The 19,695-nt window shown below is 46.1% G+C and carries 16 protein-coding genes; 8 read left to right on the forward strand and 8 right to left on the reverse strand.

Annotated elements, in window-relative coordinates; translation table 11 throughout:
* Nucleotides 1-530 precede the first annotated feature (530 nt).
* The 4 genes from EXU85_RS10105 to EXU85_RS10120 all read left to right on the forward strand — a co-directional run bounded on the left by EXU85_RS10105 (nucleotide 531) and on the right by EXU85_RS10120 (nucleotide 6,778).
* Nucleotides 531-3,761 carry a SusC/RagA family TonB-linked outer membrane protein gene (locus EXU85_RS10105; RefSeq protein WP_142771964.1) on the forward strand — a complete coding sequence of 1,077 codons (3,231 nt, stop codon included), beginning with the start codon at nucleotides 531-533 and terminating at the stop codon, nucleotides 3,759-3,761.
* 23 nt (nucleotides 3,762-3,784) lie between these two features.
* The gene (locus EXU85_RS10110) at nucleotides 3,785-5,332 is read left to right on the forward strand and encodes a SusD/RagB family nutrient-binding outer membrane lipoprotein (RefSeq protein WP_142771965.1); all 1,548 of its coding nucleotides are present in this window, start codon (nucleotides 3,785-3,787) and stop codon (nucleotides 5,330-5,332) included.
* A 510-nt stretch (nucleotides 5,333-5,842) separates the two neighbouring features.
* Nucleotides 5,843-6,367, forward strand: coding sequence for a hypothetical protein (locus EXU85_RS10115; protein WP_142771966.1), 525 nt, complete (start codon nucleotides 5,843-5,845; stop codon nucleotides 6,365-6,367).
* A gap of 33 nt (nucleotides 6,368-6,400) precedes the next feature.
* Nucleotides 6,401-6,778 (forward strand): hypothetical protein, encoded by a 378-nt coding sequence (locus EXU85_RS10120; RefSeq protein WP_142771967.1) that lies wholly within the window; start codon nucleotides 6,401-6,403, stop codon nucleotides 6,776-6,778.
* A gap of 73 nt (nucleotides 6,779-6,851) precedes the next feature.
* Here EXU85_RS10120 and EXU85_RS10125 read toward each other — a convergent pair whose 3' ends face one another.
* The 6 genes from EXU85_RS10125 to EXU85_RS10150 all read right to left on the reverse strand — a co-directional run bounded on the left by EXU85_RS10125 (nucleotide 6,852) and on the right by EXU85_RS10150 (nucleotide 12,955).
* The gene (locus EXU85_RS10125; protein ID WP_142771968.1) at nucleotides 6,852-8,333 is read right to left on the reverse strand and encodes a sorbosone dehydrogenase family protein; all 1,482 of its coding nucleotides are present in this window, start codon (nucleotides 8,331-8,333) and stop codon (nucleotides 6,852-6,854) included.
* A gap of 101 nt (nucleotides 8,334-8,434) precedes the next feature.
* Complete coding sequence (locus EXU85_RS10130; protein WP_142771969.1) at nucleotides 8,435-9,511, reverse strand: plastocyanin/azurin family copper-binding protein; 1,077 nt, start codon at nucleotides 9,509-9,511, stop codon at nucleotides 8,435-8,437.
* A 27-nt stretch (nucleotides 9,512-9,538) separates the two neighbouring features.
* Nucleotides 9,539-10,543 carry a methylmalonyl Co-A mutase-associated GTPase MeaB gene (gene meaB, locus EXU85_RS10135; RefSeq protein ID WP_142771970.1) on the reverse strand — a complete coding sequence of 335 codons (1,005 nt, stop codon included), beginning with the start codon at nucleotides 10,541-10,543 and terminating at the stop codon, nucleotides 9,539-9,541.
* Between the two features lie 137 nt (nucleotides 10,544-10,680).
* A complete protein-coding gene (locus tag EXU85_RS10140; protein ID WP_142771971.1) occupies nucleotides 10,681-11,361 on the reverse strand; it encodes a 2-C-methyl-D-erythritol 4-phosphate cytidylyltransferase in 681 nt (226 codons plus the stop codon).
* A 71-nt stretch (nucleotides 11,362-11,432) separates the two neighbouring features.
* On the reverse strand, nucleotides 11,433-12,476 hold the full coding sequence (gene queA / locus EXU85_RS10145; RefSeq protein ID WP_142771972.1) for a tRNA preQ1(34) S-adenosylmethionine ribosyltransferase-isomerase QueA: 1,044 nt from the start codon (nucleotides 12,474-12,476) through the stop codon (nucleotides 11,433-11,435).
* A 131-nt stretch (nucleotides 12,477-12,607) separates the two neighbouring features.
* Entirely contained in the window at nucleotides 12,608-12,955 is a 348-nt protein-coding gene (locus tag EXU85_RS10150) for a hypothetical protein (RefSeq protein ID WP_142771973.1), read from the reverse strand.
* A gap of 145 nt (nucleotides 12,956-13,100) precedes the next feature.
* On the opposite strand from EXU85_RS10150, the gene EXU85_RS10155 reads away from it, so the two are divergent.
* Nucleotides 13,101-14,090 (forward strand): gluconolaconase, encoded by a 990-nt coding sequence (locus EXU85_RS10155; protein ID WP_142771974.1) that lies wholly within the window; start codon nucleotides 13,101-13,103, stop codon nucleotides 14,088-14,090.
* Nucleotides 14,091-14,196: 106 nt separating this feature from the next.
* Here the strand turns inward: EXU85_RS10155 and EXU85_RS10160 are convergent, their stop codons facing one another.
* Nucleotides 14,197-14,838: a DUF1080 domain-containing protein gene (locus EXU85_RS10160; RefSeq protein WP_142771975.1), complete on the reverse strand. Its 642-nt coding sequence runs from the start codon at nucleotides 14,836-14,838 to the stop codon at nucleotides 14,197-14,199.
* 269 nt (nucleotides 14,839-15,107) lie between these two features.
* On the opposite strand from EXU85_RS10160, the gene EXU85_RS10165 reads away from it, so the two are divergent.
* From EXU85_RS10165 to EXU85_RS10175, 3 genes are all read left to right on the forward strand, one after another.
* On the forward strand, nucleotides 15,108-17,039 hold the full coding sequence (locus EXU85_RS10165) for an ATP-binding protein (RefSeq protein ID WP_142771976.1): 1,932 nt from the start codon (nucleotides 15,108-15,110) through the stop codon (nucleotides 17,037-17,039).
* A gap of 95 nt (nucleotides 17,040-17,134) precedes the next feature.
* Nucleotides 17,135-18,007: a PE-PGRS family protein gene (locus tag EXU85_RS10170; protein WP_142771977.1), complete on the forward strand. Its 873-nt coding sequence runs from the start codon at nucleotides 17,135-17,137 to the stop codon at nucleotides 18,005-18,007.
* Between the two features lie 108 nt (nucleotides 18,008-18,115).
* Nucleotides 18,116-19,297, forward strand: coding sequence for a sodium:proton exchanger (locus EXU85_RS10175; RefSeq protein ID WP_142771978.1), 1,182 nt, complete (start codon nucleotides 18,116-18,118; stop codon nucleotides 19,295-19,297).
* A 44-nt stretch (nucleotides 19,298-19,341) separates the two neighbouring features.
* On the opposite strand, the gene EXU85_RS10180 is transcribed toward EXU85_RS10175, so the two are convergent.
* A complete protein-coding gene (locus tag EXU85_RS10180) occupies nucleotides 19,342-19,653 on the reverse strand; it encodes a hypothetical protein (protein WP_142771979.1) in 312 nt (103 codons plus the stop codon).
* Nucleotides 19,654-19,695: the final 42 nt, after the last annotated feature.

A 19,695-nucleotide genomic window follows, 5' to 3' on the forward strand; every position in this document is an offset into this window, starting at 1 on the left:
CTTTCACAACTATGGGGAAGCTTCTAATAAAATTGTATTTTTAGGTGAAAATACTTAGGTAGGTCGATAGAGAATACTTAACCTGTAAAAGGGATAGTAACTAACTAATTTTGGAATTAACTATTTAAACGATATATTATATGGACTGTTTCTGAAAACAACTTATTCTATACTAAGATGGCCATTACCTCATAGCCGTCAGAATCACTAAAAAAAGGCAGCCTGGTACGGGAAAACTAATTTTAGAAAAAATAGGGCGGGGAGATTAATAAATTTTAATTCAATTCTTAATTCAGTACAGTTACTATTAAATTATCATTAAGAAAAGAAAATGTGATGGTTTGGGCCTTATCTACCCTTTTAAGCTATATAGACTTGCTATAACAGAACAATATTTTAGCAATAATTCAACAGACAACTTTTTGTGGTTTGCGTTCTCATATTGATAAAATGGTATCTTTAACGAATTTTTAATACTTTTGGTGTAGTTTTTATACTTAAGTATCACTTCTTAACTTAAACAACGTTCTATGCGTAAATTTTTACTAACACAGCTCCTACTGTGTTTATTCGCTATTCCATTGATTGCTCAAAATCGGGCTATCACTGGAAAAATCACTTCATCAGAAGACGGCTCTCCATTACCAGGTGTTACTATCCTTATAAAAGGAACAACCCAGGGTACAACAACAAATTCAGACGGTACTTTTCAGATTAATGCAGCAAAAGGGGCTGTCATGCAGGTTAGTTTTATTGGCTTTGCAACCGAAAGTGTTAAGCTGGAAAATCAGACCACAGTGAATCTGGCCCTGAAACCCGATGCGTCTCAGCTTCAGGAAATTGTGGTAACGGCTCAGGGTATTCGGAAGAGCCAGCGGGAAATTGGGTATGCTATCTCGAAAGTAGCTACTGAAGACGTAACCGTTGGTCGGTCCCCACAGTTAGCCCAGGCTCTCTCGGGAAAAGTGACTGGTTTGGCTGTTTACAACGTCAATAACAGTGTTGATCCAGCCGTGAAGGTTGTTTTACGCGGATATCGTTCGTTGACTGGTAATAACGAAGCGCTGGTTGTTCTCGATGGTATGCAAACGACCTCGACCATCTTATCAACCATCAACCCAAATGACATTGAGAGTGTGTCCATACTGAAAGGTGGCCAGGCTGCTACCTTGTATGGTTCATCAGGTATCAATGGTGCCCTGATCATCACCACCAAAAGGGGGGCAAAAGGAAAACTGAAAGTGAATTATTCAAACAGCACGAACTTTGAACAGATCAGTTTCCTTCCTCAGATTCAGGATAAATACGGCTCTGGCTCGCACTATGCTACGGCGTTCGGTACAACGGGCTATAAGACAGATTATCTGGAGCGGATGAAAGATAACTGGCGCGCCTACGAAAACCAGCAGTATGGTGATGCCTTTGATGGATCAGTTCGGATTCAGGGACGAACCGCTGAAGATGGTAGCCAGCTTCTTATTCCGTATTCGGCCGTTCCAGATGCACGCCGGAAAGCCTTCAATACGGGTGTTTCGGTGAATAACCAGATTAATTTCCAGGGTGGCGACGAAACCAGTTCGTTCTACATGTCGATTGAGAATCAGTCGGTAAACGGGATTGTTCCAAACGATAAGAGTGTTCGGACGGGTACCCGTCTGTCGGCTACGAAAGAATACGGTAAACTGACGGCCAGCTTTAACGCCGGTTATGTGCAGGGCGTTTATAATCGTACTTCGTTTGATTTCTACAATGGCGTATTAAACCAGCCAGCAAACTTGCCATTGAGCGACCTACGGAACTGGCAGACCAATCCGTTGGCCAACCCAAATGGATTCTATAACGATTACTACAACAACCCATACTTTGAGGCCGACAATGCCCGGCGAAATTATAAGGACGCCAACATTAACGGTAACCTAAGCCTGACGCTCAAAGCAACGAACTGGTTATCCTTGACGAACCGCCTGGGTGTTATGAACAACTCCCGTACCGGTAAAAATACCGTCGGCAAGTTTACCTATTCTGACTGGGCGAAAAGTAAATCATTTATTCCGGCTCCGTTCTTCCGGGATGGTGATGGCACAGGCATTTACCGGGCACTTACCGATACGCCAGGTTCTGTAGAAGACTTTTCAGGTACGGAAAATGTCATTAATAACGAATTCCAGATTCAGCTGTCGAAAGATCTTGGTCCGGTATCGAATCGGTTGATTTTGGGTAACAGCTTGTATCAGCGCACAACGAACAATATTTTGATCGGTTCAAGCTCAATTGTTGTTCCTGATGTCTATAACGTATCGAACCGTCAGGGCATCCTGAGAGGTGGGCAGATTCTTACACAGGAGCGCCGTCTGGGCTATTATGCCGACTATACCGCGAACTATAAAAACTTCCTGATTTTGAACGGTTCGTTCCGTTTTGATCAGACATCGAAGTTCTACAAGCCAAACCGAGATGCTAGTTTCTGGTCATACCCTTATTATGGCGCAGCGGTTTCGTTTATTGCTACCGATGCGTTCCCAAGCATCAAGAGTGAGTTCCTGAACTATTTTAAGTTACGGGCTAACTATAACAAAAACGCCAACGATAATATTCCGTTGTATGGCCTGGATCTGACCTATCCGAACGGAACGAGCTTCCCATATGGGAACACAGTTGGTTTGACGGTTGGTAACACCCTACCCGATCCCAACTTAAAGCCTGAAACAGTTTATTCTTCTGAAATTGGTGGTGAATTTCAACTGCTGAATAACCGCATCAATATTGATGTGTCGGCTTATACACAGAACTCTAAGGGGCAGGTAATTACGGTACGGGTTCCAAACTCGACAGGTTTCCAGAGTTTGTTAATCAATGTAGGCGAGACCAAAAACTGGGGTTACGAAGCTGAACTGAAATACCTGATTGCCAGAGGGGGCAAGTTCTCCTGGGATGCCAGTGTTCGTTATTCCTATAACGATAATAAAGTTATTGACCTGTATCCAGGTATTAATGAATTCCAGATTGGTGGTTTCTCGTATGCAAACACCAACGTAATTAAGGATTCCCGCTTCCCGGTCCTGAAAACAGATGGCTACCAATACGCTCCAGATCAGTCAGGACGTGTTTTGGTAAACGCAACAACAGGCTATCCTTTACGTAATACGTCGTTATCAGCTCGAGGTGGTGTTCTGCCACGGCACATTGCCGGTCTGGGCTCCAAAATGGAATATGGCAACTTCGGCTTTACGTTTAACTTTGAGTATCGGGGAGGTAACGTAATGTTCAGTGATTTGGGCCGCCAGATGACCTTTACCGGAACGGGTAAATGGACCGAAGATCGTGCTCCGCACGTTTTCCCGAACTCCGCTATTCTGAATGCTGATGGCAGCGTGTCGCCTAATACGACGAATGTGCGCGAGGCAGAGTATGCCCTTTGGGTAGATAACTACCGGTTAATCTCTGAAAACTTTGTTACACCAGCCTGGTTCATCAAACTTCGGGATATCAACCTGTCGTATCGTCTGCCACAAAACCTGATGAACAAAACCAAGATTTTCTCTGGAGCTAGCATTGCAATCTACGGACGGAACTTACTCACCATCGTTGACAAGCTGAACTATTACACCGACCCTGAATTTAGTTACCAGGGTAACCCAGATCCGGGTAGTCAGGCTACACAAACTCCCACAACAAACTCATCGGTTGGTATCGGGATCAATACAACGGGCCAGACTCCACCAGTGCGTCAGTATGGGGTAAACATCAATCTTACGTTTTAGTCAACAGCAATATTGAACTTGATATGAAATTCAAAACATTAATTATAGCTGCTTTAGTGACCTTGGCGGGTAGTAGTTGCGATACCAAAAAGTTTCTTGACATCAACACCAACCCGAACCAGTTGCCCACCTCGTTGCCCAACTATGTATTTACCAATGCGCTGAATCAGACGGCGACGAACATAGCTGGCAACACAAATGGACAGGGTTCGAACGAACTCGGTTTCTATTGGTCAGGTCAGTGGTCGCAGGGAAATGGGTATATTATTACGACTACCCAATTTGCCTACCAATTCACCAATGGTGACTTTAACTACTGGGATACCTATTACGACAACCTGGAAGATTATCAGTTTGTAATTAACAATGCTGATGCCAATAACCAGAAGTTCCTGAAAGGACCAGCTAAGGTGATGAAGGCAATGTTATACCAGCAATTGGTTGATCTGTATGGGAACATACCGTATACAGATGCACTAAAAGCTGCGGCTGTACTAGCGCCAAAATTCGATGATCAGAAAGCCGTTTACGCAGCCCTAATCACATCCCTGGACGAGGCAATTGTTGATTTAAAAGCAAATCCGTTTACGGGTGGTTTCGGTACGTCTGACATTGCCTTTGGTGGTAATATCACGAAGTGGGTTCAATTCGCGAATTCACTCAAGATGCGCATACTGATTCGTCAGTCTAAAGTAGCGGGCCTGGAGTCGTACATTAAGACCGAGATCAATAAAATCGTGACTGAAGGTTCAGGGTTTATTACGGGATATGATGCTAGCATCGGAGGGCCATCCTTCTTCCAACCGGCAGCGGGCCAGTTAAACCCCGTTTACGATCGCTGGGGTTACGATGCTACCGGTGCTAAACGGGCCTTGAATAACTACCCACGGCCAACGAAGTTCCTGATCGATGGTCTTAAGGCAGCTGGTGATACACTACGGTTAAAGCGGATTGCCTATGCTACCGGTGGTGAAAACAGTAACACGCCTGGTGTGAGTACGAAAGCTGAAATTGCCGCAAACTATGCGGGCACACCCTTTGGTGCCAGTTCTGGCTACTTACCAGCAAATACCTCCTCTGTAGGGCCGAGCTTGTTAGTGAAAGGTGATTACAATCGTCCGTATATTATCATGACGGCTTCGGAAGTTCAGTTCCTACTGGCAGAGGCTAAACAACGGTATGCGGATGTGACCTTACCAAATACGGCTAAAGCTTATTTTGAAGAAGGTATCGTTCAGTCGTTCCGCGTATTAGGTGCTAACACGGCTGGTGCCGCTGCATTTAAAGGTAGTAAAATTGAAAACTACGACTTTGATTCGTCAACGGATAAGTTAGCGGCTATTGCCATCCAGAAATGGATTGCCTTGACGAACTTCAGTGGTCTGGAAGCCTGGGCTGAATACCGACGGACAAACCTACCGGTTACGCCCCAAAGTATTCAGGTGCCTGATACCAAACGGCCTACACGTCTTTTCTACCCAAATACGGAAGGTGGCTCAAACTCAGCTAACGTGACTGCACAAGGTACCATTGACGTATTTGCTACTAAGTTGTTCTGGGACGTTGACTAACTGGTTCTGTTAGCTGTCTCTTCATAAAAAAGGAGGTCATCATATCGATGACCTCCTTTTTTATGAAGAGAATTGTAGCGTAAGCTGAACTATAGGTCAATCCATCCATAAAAAAAGCGGGCCGATAGAATCGGGCCGCTTTCTGCATTACGCTTTATCCAACTATTAAAATTTTCTTGCTTTAGGAAATCGTATGCAGACTAACAAGGATATATAAGGCAGGATTATAGGAGTGGCCTGATACATACTGTGGTGTTAGGCTGTGGGCAAATACACTTGTGTACTGATTTCTATCAGAAAGTAAACCTTATTCTCATTAAAATCATAGTATGCCTAGACTAATGTATATTTTTCGGTAGGTTTATTAATTTCACGGTAGTAAATCCAATGCGAGGGTACATACTTGCATTGCTTGTGTAGTGGTCTTGTACAGTCGTTGTTTATGCAGAGGTGACACCAAACTTTTTGCCCAAAACGAAGTTATTCTATAAAATTAGCCGACTCAACATCATGAAAGACGAAAAAGATATAGATCGAGACGATGCCCAGCTAAATGGCCGAACGGAAGGCCCATTTAGCACTGACGATACGGATATCGACAGGCCGAATGAGGATAATAGAAACCGGTATCAACAGGAGAACTCGGCCAATGGTACGGATAGCCAGCAGGTGCGTGGTGGCCAGGACGGCCGGAATGACCGGGCTATTGGCAGTACCGATATGGACAGTAAAAATGGCGTACTACGTATGGGCGATAATGCCAATAGTACCCTTGAACTAACGGAAGAGGGATTAAATAGCGCCGTAGCCGATGAGGCTAAAACGAACACAGCTATGGTAGATGTAACAACCCATGGTCCCGATGATTATGCGTCTGCTGATCAGGTACCCGTACCAAAGGCTGAAGAAGAAGCAAAAAAACAGACTGGTAAAAAGGACAGGAAGGAGTTGGCCAGTGAAGAAAAGGCGCGGCAGACTCACGATACTGACCTAGCTGAGACAGGCACCGATCTGAATAATAAACCTACATATTAACTTTTCTTTCTCAACACCTAACAAAGTAACGTTATGAGCGTAAGTAGCAATTCCCGCAAAGAAAGCACTGAGTCATATGCGGCTCAGGCCATGCACAACACCATGGGGATTCCCCCAGCGTTGGCACAACTAAACGACAAAAATCTGGATAACGAATTGCCATCCCGTGTAGCAGACAGTAATGACACCGATGTTCCTGGTGACGTTACCGAAGCGGATGCTGTAATTGCGGAAGTCGACGATGAAAATGGCGCCACAAACGCGGATATCGAAGAATCCAAGCGGGCTTCGTGGGGGCAACCTCCTGTAAATACCGACGAAGGCAACCCGGACTGGGCCACCAGCACAACTGATGAACCTGTTCCGGCAACACGCGCTAATGAGCCCGAGCGGACACTGGGTAACGCATAATAGGTAATTCGATAAGTAACAACAGAATCGGGTTGGTTAAGTCTCTAAAGGCTTAGCCAATCCGATTCTGTTGTTACTTCACCAACTGGTTTAAGGTATAGCATACCAGTCGATTCATGAGCTTTTTTTGTCCATTACTGGCCTGTAAATTGCCAAAGGTAAGTTCATAAATCCGGTTAGGCTTTAACTCGCTTAACGTCAATAATACCGTTTTCCGGTCGTCAGAAAACGCTACGGCCGAAACAGAAACTGTTTGAACATCCATCTGGGGTGACCCATAAGCACGATGGTATTCGTAATAATAACTACGAAAGTGATAGTTCTCCAGGTCACGGGCAGTAGCTTCGTCAACAGGATGGGTAAAGGTCAGGGCAAAGCCAGTTGGAGTTAATTTCATCGCCATTAGGTCCAATGGAACACCGGAACCAGATTTATAGCGAAGCCGCTGAATACCCCGCGTACCAAGCCAGCCATGATCGGTTTGGCCCAGATACAAGCTGCCATCAGGTGCGAAGGCCAATCGATTATTGCCAATCCGCATCGGAACACCATTTGAACCTGCCTTACTGAAAAAGGGTATGCAGGCTCCCTGCATCTGTCCATTCACCTCATCGGGCAGAATACGCAGCAAGTGAGCAAAATCCATATCGCCCACAAACAGTTGATTCGCAAAGGGACCAAATTTGCCGCCTGTATTATCCAATACAATTTGCGTAGGTGAATGCGCCATTAATTCGTGCGGAAAGGCGATACTCTCAACCGTTCGCATACTGTCGAGTGTTTGGACTGACAAGGTCAGTGGGTCGATGTCCGGGAAGCCAGGTCGCCAGACCAGGCTGGTTGGATGGCCGTAAAATTTCCCTTCTTCCACATGATACAGTTTACTGGTGCCAAGCCAGTCCCCCTGATTGTCTGTAACGAATAAACGACCCTGCGCATCGAAACCCAGTCCGTTAGGTGATCGAAAGCCACTGGCAAATGGTTTTAGTTTCCCATCGGGGGTAAGTTTCATAACCCAGCCCCGGTAGGGTACACAGGAATACATCCGTCCTTGTCGTCCCAGCGCATCGTACTGACCCCGAACTTCATCGCGGATACCCGCGCCGTTAGAACCTGTATTCAGACTGATATACAAATTCCCTTTAGCATCACGCACAGGGCCAAACGCAAACTCATGGTAATTACCCGACATGCCAAACTGATCCGTAACAGTCTCATATTTATCCGCTATACCATCGCCATTCGTATCGGTCAGGCGCGTGAGTTCGGGTCGCTGAACAACCAATAACTCCCGATTACTGATCGCTATGACGCCTAGTGGGTCATGTAGGCCTTCGGCAAAGAGTTTCCAGGTTTTAGTTTTAGGCGTATAGAGCATCACTTCGCCCCGGTGGAAACAGGCTGCCATACGCCCGTCGGGCAGAAATGATAAGCCACCTGTTTCGGCCACTAAACCGGGTGGAGTAGGAATCGTTTCTACCTCATAATAATCGGAAATCGTATCTGCTGGGGTGGCCGTGAGCAGCAGGGAGGAAAGTAGGAGGGAGATAAGCATGGGTTAGTTAACAATGTAACATGGATAATGGTCAATGAAAGTGATTGATAGACAAAGGTTTATTAGGGGTAATTATTCATTGTATATTATGCATTATCCATTCAATCTGTTGACACTGTTAAAGTGAACTGACGGGTTCCGGCAGGTAGTCGGATCTCTCCATTCTTTAATTGTCCAACGGATGGCCGAAGCTTTATACCGGGTTGGATCGTCGTAACAAACGTAACGGGTTGTTTACTGGGGCCGACCGAAAACGTTCGTACAAGGCCACGCCCAGTGGGTAACGGTTTAACCAATTCGCGGATTTCCACCCCATTGATGCTATAACGAAATTCAGGGTATCGATTTACCAACTGATAGCCTTTGAACTGGGGTTGTTCCTGGAGGCCAGATCCTATTTTCCAGGGAAAGCCACCCGTGTCCCGAAAATAAATTTCCCCAACGATCTTGGTCAAGCGCTGCCCTTTGCCATCCCACTGTTCGGTATTATCAACGAACCCTCCCGACCAGGCGTAACGCAATCGGCTCTGACCCGCATCAAATACGTACGATTGACCGCCTTCAGATCCGGGTAAGCCTACAGCTATGGCTGCTGGGCCACAATCAGGCATAAAGGTACGGTAAACGGCAGGGAGCTTCAGCGTGTATGGATGGCCCGACATGGCAGGTTGATGGTGCTGATGACCAAAATCGGCCATACGGTCAGGATTCGGGATATTCAAATCCTGATCCGGTGGAGGGAGTCGCTTGGGCTCGTTGGTGGCATAGATTACCCCGTACATGATTGAACCATGGCCGGGATACGTACATACAAAGGGATAGGCCCCTTCGGGTAGGCTAACCACTAATGAATCGACATTGCCGGGTTCAACGCTTATGGTATGCGCCAGTACATCTTCCATGATCGGTACATGATGCTGAGCGGGTCCCTTGTTTCCCAGCGCTAAAGCGAATTCAACTACGCGCAAGCGTGAATTTGGCCGGGTGATAACGAGGTTATGGGCCATATCATCCTTATTTTTGAAGACAAGCTTCAAGTGTGTATTTGGCTTGATAATCAGTCGTTTATGGTCGAATTGCAGGCCGATCGATGTGGAAAGGGTAATGAGCGTATCTCGTTGAGCATGTGCTATCTGAGCAGATAACAGAATACCCACGATGAGTAACAAGTTTGGCATAGGGTTAAAAGCAAAAATCGATTAACTCTAATGATTATTGGTGGATGGGTTGAGCAACATGTCTACGGCGGGTGAGGGGAGGAGTGTACCCGATAGAACCTGGTTCTCAAGCCTGTTGATCAGCTCACGAATACCCGGCTGACTGTAAAATTTCCCTTCGAGTCGCTGCTGTAACAGGGATCGGAACCAGGTCAATTGCTGCTCCTGCCGTCGGCGATTTCCGGCACCGTTTTGGGTTGTCAGTTGATGGTGTTCCTCAATCGTCTGCCAAACGTCGGATATACCGAATGGTTGAGTGTTATGCTCGGGTAGGGCCGAACAGGTTAGTACCGGCGGAAACCAGCCTGTTCCGGTGGGTGGAAATAAGTGTAGTGCATTTTGGTATTCAACGCGAGCGCGGTTGGCGGCTGACCGATTATCACCATCGGCTTTCGTAATGACTAGTGCATCGGCTAGCTCCATAATGCCCCGTTTCATACCTTGTAATTCGTCGCCTGCCCCTGCCAGCATCAATAACAGGAAAAAGTCAACCATGCCATGGACAACGGTCTCAGATTGGCCTACGCCCACAGTCTCCACCAGAATCGTATCGAATCCGGCAGCTTCGCAGAGCAACATGGTCTCGCGAGTTCGGTGAGTGACTCCGCCCAGTGAGTCGCCTGCTGGTGAGGGGCGGATGTAGGCGCTTGGATTCATTGAGAGCGTTTCCATCCGGGTTTTATCGCCTAGTAAACTACCACCCGAACGCTGGCTGGTTGGATCAATGGTAAGCACTGCCAGTCGATGCCCCAAACCAGTAAGGTAAGTGCCAAACGCTTCAATAAATGTACTTTTCCCCACGCCCGGAACACCGGTAATACCTATCCGGATCGAATTGCCTGCTTTGGGTAAAATAGCCTCCAGGACTTGCTGTGCTAACTCCTGATCATCTGCCCGACGACTCTCTACAAGCGTAATGGCCTGACTGAGTAACAGTCGGTCGCCAGCGAGAATGCCGTTAACGTAGTGATGAGCAGGGTGTCGGTGGCGCATTCAGAACCGGGATTTATATGATTAGACTGATTTTTATGATTTTGTTCATTAACTATGATTATAAATCTTATGAATTAAGTATTAATGGCAAGACTCAGATCATTTAAGGCCCGGCAAAATCAGTGGAATCAGTTCAATCATAACAATCCCGGTCGAAGATCCTCAGGCGTTGTAATTTTTATATTTTCGTATGATCCCTCAATGAGTGTTATCGGAAAACCAGCATATTCCATAACGCTGGCGCAATCGGTGAAGAATGCCTGCTCCTCGGTTTTAAAGGCATGCCGGAATGCAGTTAGTTGAAACGTTTGAGGGGTTTGAACCAGACGATACTGACTCCGATCAACAGCCTGACTGACTCCATCGGTCCCAACGACGCGTATTGAATCTTTCACCGGTACGCAGGTTACTGCCGATCCGGTACGGGCAGCCGTTTCGAAACTAGTCAGGATGATTTCTGGCGAAATAAAAGGCCGGACACCATCATGGACTGCTACTAAGCCATCACTCGCTCCAATTGCCTGTAGCCCATTGCGAACCGATTGGAAGCGAGTGGCTCCCCCATTGACGGTCTGGATGGGTGGGTGAAAATTATGGTCTTCACAAAGGGTGTTCCAGATAGACCAGTCGCCTGAAGGAAGAACCAGAATAAGCTGGGAAGCAGGTACTACAGTCAGAAAACGCTCAATCGTATGCTGGAGAATCGGCTTGCCTTTTAGTAACAGAAACTGTTTTGGAATGTCGGATTTCATCCGGCTACCACTTCCCCCGGCTACAATAATAGCAAAAAACGGGTTGTTCACTGGTTGGTGGGTCATAACGAAATGAGGGGCTCAATGGCCCCTCAAAAATAGTAATCATACTGACTTTGACCGCTCTGGTTGTTCGGTTAAATAATCAACATCGCATCGCCGTAGCTGAAGAAGCGATATTTTTCTTTAATGGCAACCTGATAGGCTTCCTTGATGAGTTCATGCCCCCCAAAGGCGCTGGTCATCATGATCAGGATAGACTCCGGCAAGTGCAGGCTTGTCAGCAATGAGTTCGCAATTTTGAAGTCGTAAGGCGGGAAAATAAACCGATCTGTCCAGCCTTCAACGGGCTTCAAACGGCTGTTTGCAGAGACCGACGACTCAATCGCTTTGAGTGATGTAGTTCCGATTGCGCACACACGCTTGCCAGCATCTAAAGCCGTGTTAACGATTTTAGATGACTCTTCGGAAATTTTATAGTTTTCAGAATCAGTTTTGTGTTTGGTTAGATCTTCAACATCCACCTGACGGAAGGTGCCCAAACCAACGTGCAGCGTAATAGGGGCGAAGTGGATACCTTTAATTTCCATCCGTTTCATCATGGCACGGGTAAAGTGCAATCCGGCGGTAGGAGCGGCTACTGCCCCAACATGTTGGGCAAAAACCGTTTGATAGTCATCACGGTCGGCGTCTTCGGCTTCCCGGTTCATGGCGCGGGGAATTGGGGTTTCACCCAGTTCGTCTACTGCTTTCATGAATTCCTCATGATTGCCATCAAACAAAAAGCGGATAGTCCGACCACGCGACGTCGTATTATCAATTACTTCCGCAACCAGGTCACTATCACCGAAATATAGTTTATTGCCAACACGAATCTTACGGGCTGGGTCGACTAGAACGTCCCAGAGTTTCATTTCGCGATTGAGTTCGCGCAGGAGGAATACTTCAATTTTGGCACCTGTTTTTTCCTTATTGCCATAAAGCCGTGCTGGAAAAACTTTGGTGTTATTGATCACCATCACATCGCCATCACTGAAGTAACTCAGCATATCCGAAAATTGCTTGTGTTCAATAGTCTTGGCTTTTCGGTCAACGACCATTAGCCGTGATTCGCCCCGCTCAACTGGGTATTTCGCAATTAGACTTTCGGGTAAATCAAATTTAAACTCGGATAACTTCATAGGATATCAGCACGAAAAAGAACGGTGCGTTTTTTGTAAAGGGCGCAAAGATAGTAAAAAACCCGGAAAAAGTCAAATTTTCCGGGAGATTTTCTTGCAAATATCAGAGAAATGACTATCGAATAGTCATTTTAGTGGCCAATTGGCTGAACAGACCCTTCCGTATTCACATGCGCCCGATCGGTCGTATTAAATTTCGCCATCAATTCAGGAGATACTTCATTCGCATACGTGCCCTGGGCAGATACAAAAACACCTTTCATTCCATTAGATGCTGTGATCGCATATAATGTCATTTCATCACCGGGATCTGAAGTGCCTTCGAACCGGTAAAACTTATCGACATTAAATTCTTCGCTCTTCAGTTTCGTTTCTGTGCTCTTCTCTTCCAAATAGTCTTTTTTAGGACCGAATTCGTGTGTATAGCCTTTTGTGCGGAGATCTTCCATCACTTCGGTCAGGGTGGTCATGTGGTTCATAACGGTAGCGTTTAGTACATTAGTAAAACTCAAAAGAGAGTGGATAGTTTTCGGTCCTATAAAGGCCATTGGCTATGTTGGCGAAACATTTGCCAGAAAAAGGGTATTAGGGATTTATTTCTTCATACGGGATACATAACCAGCTATGATTACTTGCCATCAATCTATCCATAAACTCCTCATACTGACGCTACTTGTTTCTGCCTGTAACACCACCGATCCTGAATTTACGATTCCTGTCCTGCCCCAACGGATTGAGTTTTCGGCTAACCGCCAATATCCGGAGGGAATTGCCTATTCGCCTACGCTCGATCTGTTTCTGATCAGTTCAATAACCCAGGGGAAAATAGGAACTGTGGATCAAATGGGCCGGTATGCCGATTTGATTACTGATGACAAACAACTTATCAGTAGTATTGGGATGAAGGTACGCGGCTCGCTGTTATACGTTTGTAATGGGGATCAGGGTGTTTCGGATAAGAGTACGGAACACACAGCCCTGAAAACAGCCGGATTATTTATCTATGACCTGAGTACGAAACAGAATGTACGTCGAGTCAATCTGGCTGCTCTGCTGCCCAATGAAAATCACTTTGCTAATGACATTGCTTTTGATGCAGCAGGCAGTGCGTATGTGACAGACTCATATGCACCTGTAGTTTATAAAATTCCTGCGGATACAGCGCAATCGGTCACGATTATCAACTCTCCACTGTTTGCAGGTGTAGAAGGGATTAACCTGAATGGAATCGTGTATCACCCCGATAATTACCTGATTGTTGTGAAATCGAACGAAGGAAAGCTGTTTAAAATAGACCTCGCTAACACAAATACGATTACAGAAATAACGGGAGTGAATCTGCCCGGCGGAGATGGTATGTTAGTTTATAACAACGATTTATACGTTGTGAATGGACGAAACCAGGTATCGCAGATTCGAAGTTCAGATGGATGGAAAACGGCTTCGCTAGTTAAAGTCGATACGGTTGGGTATGAGGATGCTACTACGAATGTATTGGTAAACGACAAGGTTTATACATTAAACGCCCGCATTGGTGAGGTCAGCGCAGCCGCAACCGCTAAAGATCCCTCCCAACTTCAGGCAAGTGGTTATAGTATTCAGCAGTTTAAATAGAAAGGAGGAGAGGGAGTAAAGGGAGGAGGGGGAAGAAAGGGAAAAGCAGCATAGCTTCCAATCCCTTTCTTCCCCCTCCTCCCTTTACTCCCTCTCCTCCTTTTCATCAATCCGGCAACACCTTGATCATAATGTCTTTGTAATAAATTTTGCTTTTTGGATCGTGGCCTTGTAAGGCAACGGTGCCCATGCTTAGTTTTTTTGGTGATTTACCGTTACTAATGCTATCAGGTTCAGTGTAATCGTTGATGAGCTTATCATTGATTTTGATCATCACTTTTTTGCCCTGTACAATGATGTGTTCGGTATACCATTCTTCGTCCTTTACAAATACCTCCTTTACATCCTGCACTCCATAAACGCTACCGGTTTTACGCCAGTCAGTATGCGTTTGATTTACCTGAATTTCGTATCCTTTGGAAGGCCAGCCAGTGTTCTGGTAGGCCGTGTGAATAAACATGCCTGAATTGGAGCCGGGCATGGTCTTTACCTGCGCTTTAAACTCAAAATTCTTGAAATTATGATTGCCTACGGGGCCTTCGTAAAACAAGTGAGCACGTGGCCCGGCTACAACGATAGCGCCATCCTGAATGGTAAACGTGCTTGGACTATCTTCAGTGACTTTCCAGCCAGTAAATGTTTTGCCGTCAAAAATACTGACCCAGCCGTCGGCAGATGGGCGAAGGGTGAAACTAAAGCAAAAACCGAGCAGCAGTGTGGCTGCTAACAATGTCAGACGAGTTTTCATACGAATGGGGCGAGTTGTGTTTAGGGTGGCCCAATCACTAAAGCAAACAGACGGTAGAAACTAACGAACATGGCTTGTATATATAGCTTTTGGGGTGAAATCTTTATACCTGGCCTGATTTCAGAATAGCTAGCTGCTAGTAACGGAGTTTATCAATTGGTTAACAAATTGCCTGCTTAACCAATGGCAAATAGCTGATTTAGTGATAAATAATATAAGTTGATTGTTGTAAATTGCCTCCAGTATTACCACCACCCTTGTACGTTAAAATGCTAACTGAACAGTCCACCGATGTCGGATTTGTTGAGCTTCTTGATGCCCTGCCCGATTCGGTAGTCTGGATGCGGGCGTTGCGTAATGAAGCCAATGAAGTTGTAAATTTCCAAATAGACTACGCCAATCAGAAAGCACAAGACCTGACACAAAGTATGTATCAGGTCTGTGTGGGTACGTTGGTGCTGGGCGATAATGACCATATTAAAGCCTTTACGGAGAAGAGTTTTCAGGTCATGTGTCGGGTGCTGGAAACAGGGCAGCCACATGAGTTTGACTTTTTTAACCCACAACTGAACGGCTGGTTTCTGATGAGCCGCTCTAAACTGGGTGATGGTGTCCTTTGCGTTACCCGGGAAATTTCGTCGCTGAAAATTGCCGAACAGGCGCATCGACGGCAAACGAACTTGCTTAATAGCGTACTGGATAGCTCTCTCAACGGAATTATGTCGTTTGCATCGGTACGGGATGATGCTGAGGAAATCATTGATTTTACCTTTCTGTCAGCCAATAAGGCTGCCTGCCGTATGGTCGCTAAACCGGTCGAGGAGATCATTGGGCAGCGGCTCTTATTGATTTTTCCGGGTAATGTCGAATCCGGCCTGTTTGCGAGGTATATTGAAACGGCCGAAACCGGTGAGCCAACACGTACTGAAACCTATTATAGCCACGATGGGCTGGATTTCTGGCTTGATATTTCAGCGGAAAAGCTTGGGGATGGTTTTGTCGTTACATTCACCGACATAACTGTACAAAAGCTCGCGGCTAAGGTTGTAGAGCAGGCGGCTACTGAGTTGCAAACGATTATTGATACATCGCAAACGGGTATTTTTCTGTTCAGCCCGGTTTATAATGACGATGGTGAACTGATAGATTTCCGGTTTCGGGTAGCTAATCGGCAACTGGCTGCTTACGTAGGCCAGCAACCCAAGGCTGTAATTGGTGCATTAGGGAGTACCTGGTTTCCTGAATTCAAAACAAACGGTTTGTTTGATCGATATCGTCAAACCTATGAAACGGGTGAACAAGTACGGTTTGACTTTCACTATAACGGAGATGGCGTTGATGTTTGGCTCGACATTATGGCCACCAAAATGGGTAATGATGTTCTGGTAACCTTTGCCGATTATACACCCCTGAAACGGCTTCAGCAACAATTAGAAAATACGGTTACAGATTTACAGCGTTCGAACAAAAACCTGGAGCAGTTTGCCTACGTGGCCAGTCACGATCTACAGGAGCCGTTGCGAAAAATTCAGGCCTTTGGCGATATTATTCAATCGCAATACGCTTCTGTCATTGATGATAGTGGTGCTGACATGATTCGTCGGATGCAGTCGGCAGCAGCCCGCATGCAGGTGTTAATAAAGGATGTGCTGGCTTATTCTCGTGTTGCTACTATACAGGAAACGCTAAGTTCCGTGAATCTTGGTCAAATTGTCAACGATGTGTTAACCGACCTTGAAACACCTATTTTCGACAAACAAGCCCTAATTACGGTTGATAAGCTGCCAACCGTGCAGGGAGATGCTGCTCAACTGCGACAGCTCTTTCAGAATCTCCTCAGTAATGCACTGAAATTTTCGAAGATAAGCACAACGTCTTCTGTCCCAACGATCACAATTACAAACCGGCGCGTGCATGGACGAATAATGAGCAAAATGGCTATTCCGGCTATCGATGCTGACCGGCTATTCCATCTGATCACCGTAACCGATAATGGAATTGGTTTCGACCCAAATCAGGCCGAGCGGATTTTTCAGGTGTTTCAGCGTCTACACAATCGAAGCGAATACCAGGGTACCGGAATTGGCCTGGCTATTGTTCAGAAAGTTGTTGAAAACCACCAGGGATATGTACATGCCGAAGGCAGACCGGGCCAGGGAGCTACCTTCTCTATACTCTTGCCAGTATCCTCGCAGGCCTGATTAAATTCGGTATGCGTAACTAGCTTTCTTAGCCCATGTTTATCACTTTTGCCTATCTGTTCGTTACTTTGGCAGTTGAATCAACCGGACTATTCATGCGCAATTTCATTTTATTGGTTTTTGGATTGGCACTAGCCTCATGCAAACTCGCTGTTCCCAGCGTGTACGAAGCTCAATTTTCGTCGGATCCAACGTCCGTGTCGGTAACGTCCGGCCAGATTGATGAAGCGTCGGGTATGGTCGACAGTCGTAGCCAGCCCGGTAACCTTTGGATCGAGCAGGATAGCGGTAGCCCGGCCGAATTGGCTTTGTTGGGTTATGATGGGAAAGTAAAAGGAAAAATCAGTATTCCGAATAGTACGAACCGCGACTGGGAAGAAATGACTATTGGGCCTGGTCCGAAGGATGGTACGAATTACCTCTATATTGGTGATATTGGGGATAACAATGCCCAGAATACTCTTTGTCAAATTTACCGGTTGCCTGAGCCCACTTCCGTACAGACGGCCGTATCACAACAGGTTGACCGTATCAACTTCCGCTATCCCGATGGCCCTCGTGATGCCGAAGCGATGTTTGTCGATCCAACGACTAAAGACATTTACATTATATCGAAACGGGAAGAAAAAGTCCATTTATATAGCCTGCCTTATCCACAAAATGTAAATGAGGTGACGGTAGCCAAGGCATATGGCGAACTACCAATAACGTTTGTAACGGGTGCTTCTATCTCTCCTGACGGAGCCGAAATTCTGGTGCGCACCTACACCCAACTCTATTACTGGAAGCGGGATTCTGGCCAGTCGATTGCCGATGCACTACAGTATGGTACCAGCCGTCAGTTGGTTGTCCGCGCAGAGCCGCAGGGCGAAGCCGTTTGTTTTGATAAAGACAACAAAGGATTTTTTACCATCAGCGAACGCGCCAATGCAGCATCGATAAACCTATATTACTACGCCAGGAAATAGTTTATTAGTGGAGTACATGAACGTACGTGCAGTGAGTAGATTAACTATAAAAGGCACATGACCCCACTTCACTTATTCCACTAATCACCTCATTGACTATATTGCTGGATGGATTCATCGATACTGATTATAGTCCTGAGTTTATCGGTTCTGATTTCATACGCTTTTGATTTGTTCAGCAGTCGGTTCAAAACGCCTTCCGTTTTGCTACTCCTGCTGCTGGGCATGCTGACAAGGCAGGCAACCGAGTACTTCAACGTTCAGGTACCTTACGTCAATACCATTCTGCCTACACTGGGTACGCTGGGGCTAATTTTGATTGTGCTGGAAGGAGGCCTTGATCTGGAACTCCACGCCGATCGGCTTAACATTATCCGGCGAACTCTCCTGGCTTCTCTGCTGGCCATTATTGGCGGTACACTCATCATGGCTGGCATGCTGTATCTGCTTCTGAACGATTCGTTTTACCATTGTCTGATTGCGGCCCTGCCATTCTCGATAGTCAGTAGTACCGTAACCGCCCAGACCGCAACGAACTTATTAGGAGGACAGCGGGAATTTGCTATCTACGAATCGGCTTATGCCAGTATCCTGGGAATTATGGCCTATAACTTCCTGGTACTGAGTCGAAATTCAGTGTTGGGGGCTGTCTGGTCGTTCGCTCGTGATACACTGGCAATGGCTATCATTTCGTTAGGCTGCTGTTTCTTGCTACTATACCTGATTGGTCGAATCAATCACCGTATCAAGTTCCTGCCTATCATTTCAGTACTGTTTCTGGTGTATGCGCTCGCAGAAATCAACCATATGTCATCGTTACTGTTGATTCTGATCTTTGGCCTTTTCCTGAATAATACAGATCTGTTTATTCGCGGGCGATTAAGTCAGATCCTGAAAAATGATTTGTTTGAGAAAGAGCTTGATCAACTGAAAAATCTGACGGCAGAAGGGGCCTTTGTGGTTCGCACGTTCTTTTATTTGATCTTAGGCTATGCTGCTGTCCCTCAGAGCCTAATTGATATGGATGCGCTTATTGTCAGTGTATTATTTGTAGCGGCCATTGTTTCCTGGCGCTGGGTGACACTACGGTTAACCTATACCGGGCCTTTAACCCCCTTACTCTGGATTGCACCACGCGGTCTGATCACAATCCTGCTTTACCTGAATATTCCAGAAGACCTGCGTTTGGTGGGCTTTCGGGAAGGAATCCCCATGCTGGTTGTGGTAGTATCCTCGGTGGTAGCCATGATAGGCTTGCTGGGGAATAAATCAGTGAAGAGTGAAGAATGAAAAGTAAAGCAATTATTCTTCACTTTTCATTCTTCACTCTTCACTTAAAGGTACTGCCAGAATTTCCAAAATGGCCGATTGGCAAGATAAGTCAGATCCTGCTCATTGGTAAATGCCTCTCGCTCGAAACTAATATTTCGGTAGGCTTTATAGTGATCCCGGTAGTGAAACCGGCGGATGCAATATTCAATGCCATACCAAATATAGAAGGGCAAAATGCCCAGCTCCGCCTGTTGCCGCAAATGAATTCGTTCATGGTTAAGCAGGGTAGGTCCAGGATTGGCTTGCCGGACTAAAATGAACGGAAACAAAGCCATTCCATCAGGGCGAAGAGAAGGCAGATGAACAACAAACATAGCTTCAGTTTACTTTTACAGATGGCAAACAAGGACAAACGC

The sequence above is a fragment of the Spirosoma sp. KCTC 42546 genome, from assembly GCF_006965485.1.
Lineage (GTDB): Bacteria > Bacteroidota > Bacteroidia > Cytophagales > Spirosomataceae > Spirosoma.

Excerpts from the sequence above, each read along its gene's own strand:
- EXU85_RS10105 (WP_142771964.1), top strand. The coding sequence starts at position 531 with ATGCGTAAATTTTTACTAACACAGCTCCTACTGTGTTTATTCGCTATT.
- EXU85_RS10110 (WP_142771965.1), top strand. The coding sequence starts at position 3,785 with ATGAAATTCAAAACATTAATTATAGCTGCTTTAGTGACCTTGGCGGGT.
- EXU85_RS10115 (WP_142771966.1), top strand. The coding sequence starts at position 5,843 with ATGAAAGACGAAAAAGATATAGATCGAGACGATGCCCAGCTAAATGGC.
- EXU85_RS10120 (WP_142771967.1), top strand. The coding sequence starts at position 6,401 with ATGAGCGTAAGTAGCAATTCCCGCAAAGAAAGCACTGAGTCATATGCG.
- EXU85_RS10125 (WP_142771968.1), bottom strand. The coding sequence starts at position 8,333 with ATGCTTATCTCCCTCCTACTTTCCTCCCTGCTGCTCACGGCCACCCCA.
- EXU85_RS10130 (WP_142771969.1), bottom strand. The coding sequence starts at position 9,511 with ATGCCAAACTTGTTACTCATCGTGGGTATTCTGTTATCTGCTCAGATA.
- meaB (WP_142771970.1), bottom strand. The coding sequence starts at position 10,543 with ATGCGCCACCGACACCCTGCTCATCACTACGTTAACGGCATTCTCGCT.
- EXU85_RS10140 (WP_142771971.1), bottom strand. The coding sequence starts at position 11,361 with ATGACCCACCAACCAGTGAACAACCCGTTTTTTGCTATTATTGTAGCC.
- queA (WP_142771972.1), bottom strand. The coding sequence starts at position 12,476 with ATGAAGTTATCCGAGTTTAAATTTGATTTACCCGAAAGTCTAATTGCG.
- EXU85_RS10150 (WP_142771973.1), bottom strand. The coding sequence starts at position 12,955 with ATGAACCACATGACCACCCTGACCGAAGTGATGGAAGATCTCCGCACA.
- EXU85_RS10155 (WP_142771974.1), top strand. The coding sequence starts at position 13,101 with ATGATTACTTGCCATCAATCTATCCATAAACTCCTCATACTGACGCTA.
- EXU85_RS10160 (WP_142771975.1), bottom strand. The coding sequence starts at position 14,838 with ATGAAAACTCGTCTGACATTGTTAGCAGCCACACTGCTGCTCGGTTTT.
- EXU85_RS10165 (WP_142771976.1), top strand. The coding sequence starts at position 15,108 with ATGCTAACTGAACAGTCCACCGATGTCGGATTTGTTGAGCTTCTTGAT.
- EXU85_RS10170 (WP_142771977.1), top strand. The coding sequence starts at position 17,135 with ATGCGCAATTTCATTTTATTGGTTTTTGGATTGGCACTAGCCTCATGC.
- EXU85_RS10175 (WP_142771978.1), top strand. The coding sequence starts at position 18,116 with ATGGATTCATCGATACTGATTATAGTCCTGAGTTTATCGGTTCTGATT.
- EXU85_RS10180 (WP_142771979.1), bottom strand. The coding sequence starts at position 19,653 with ATGTTTGTTGTTCATCTGCCTTCTCTTCGCCCTGATGGAATGGCTTTG.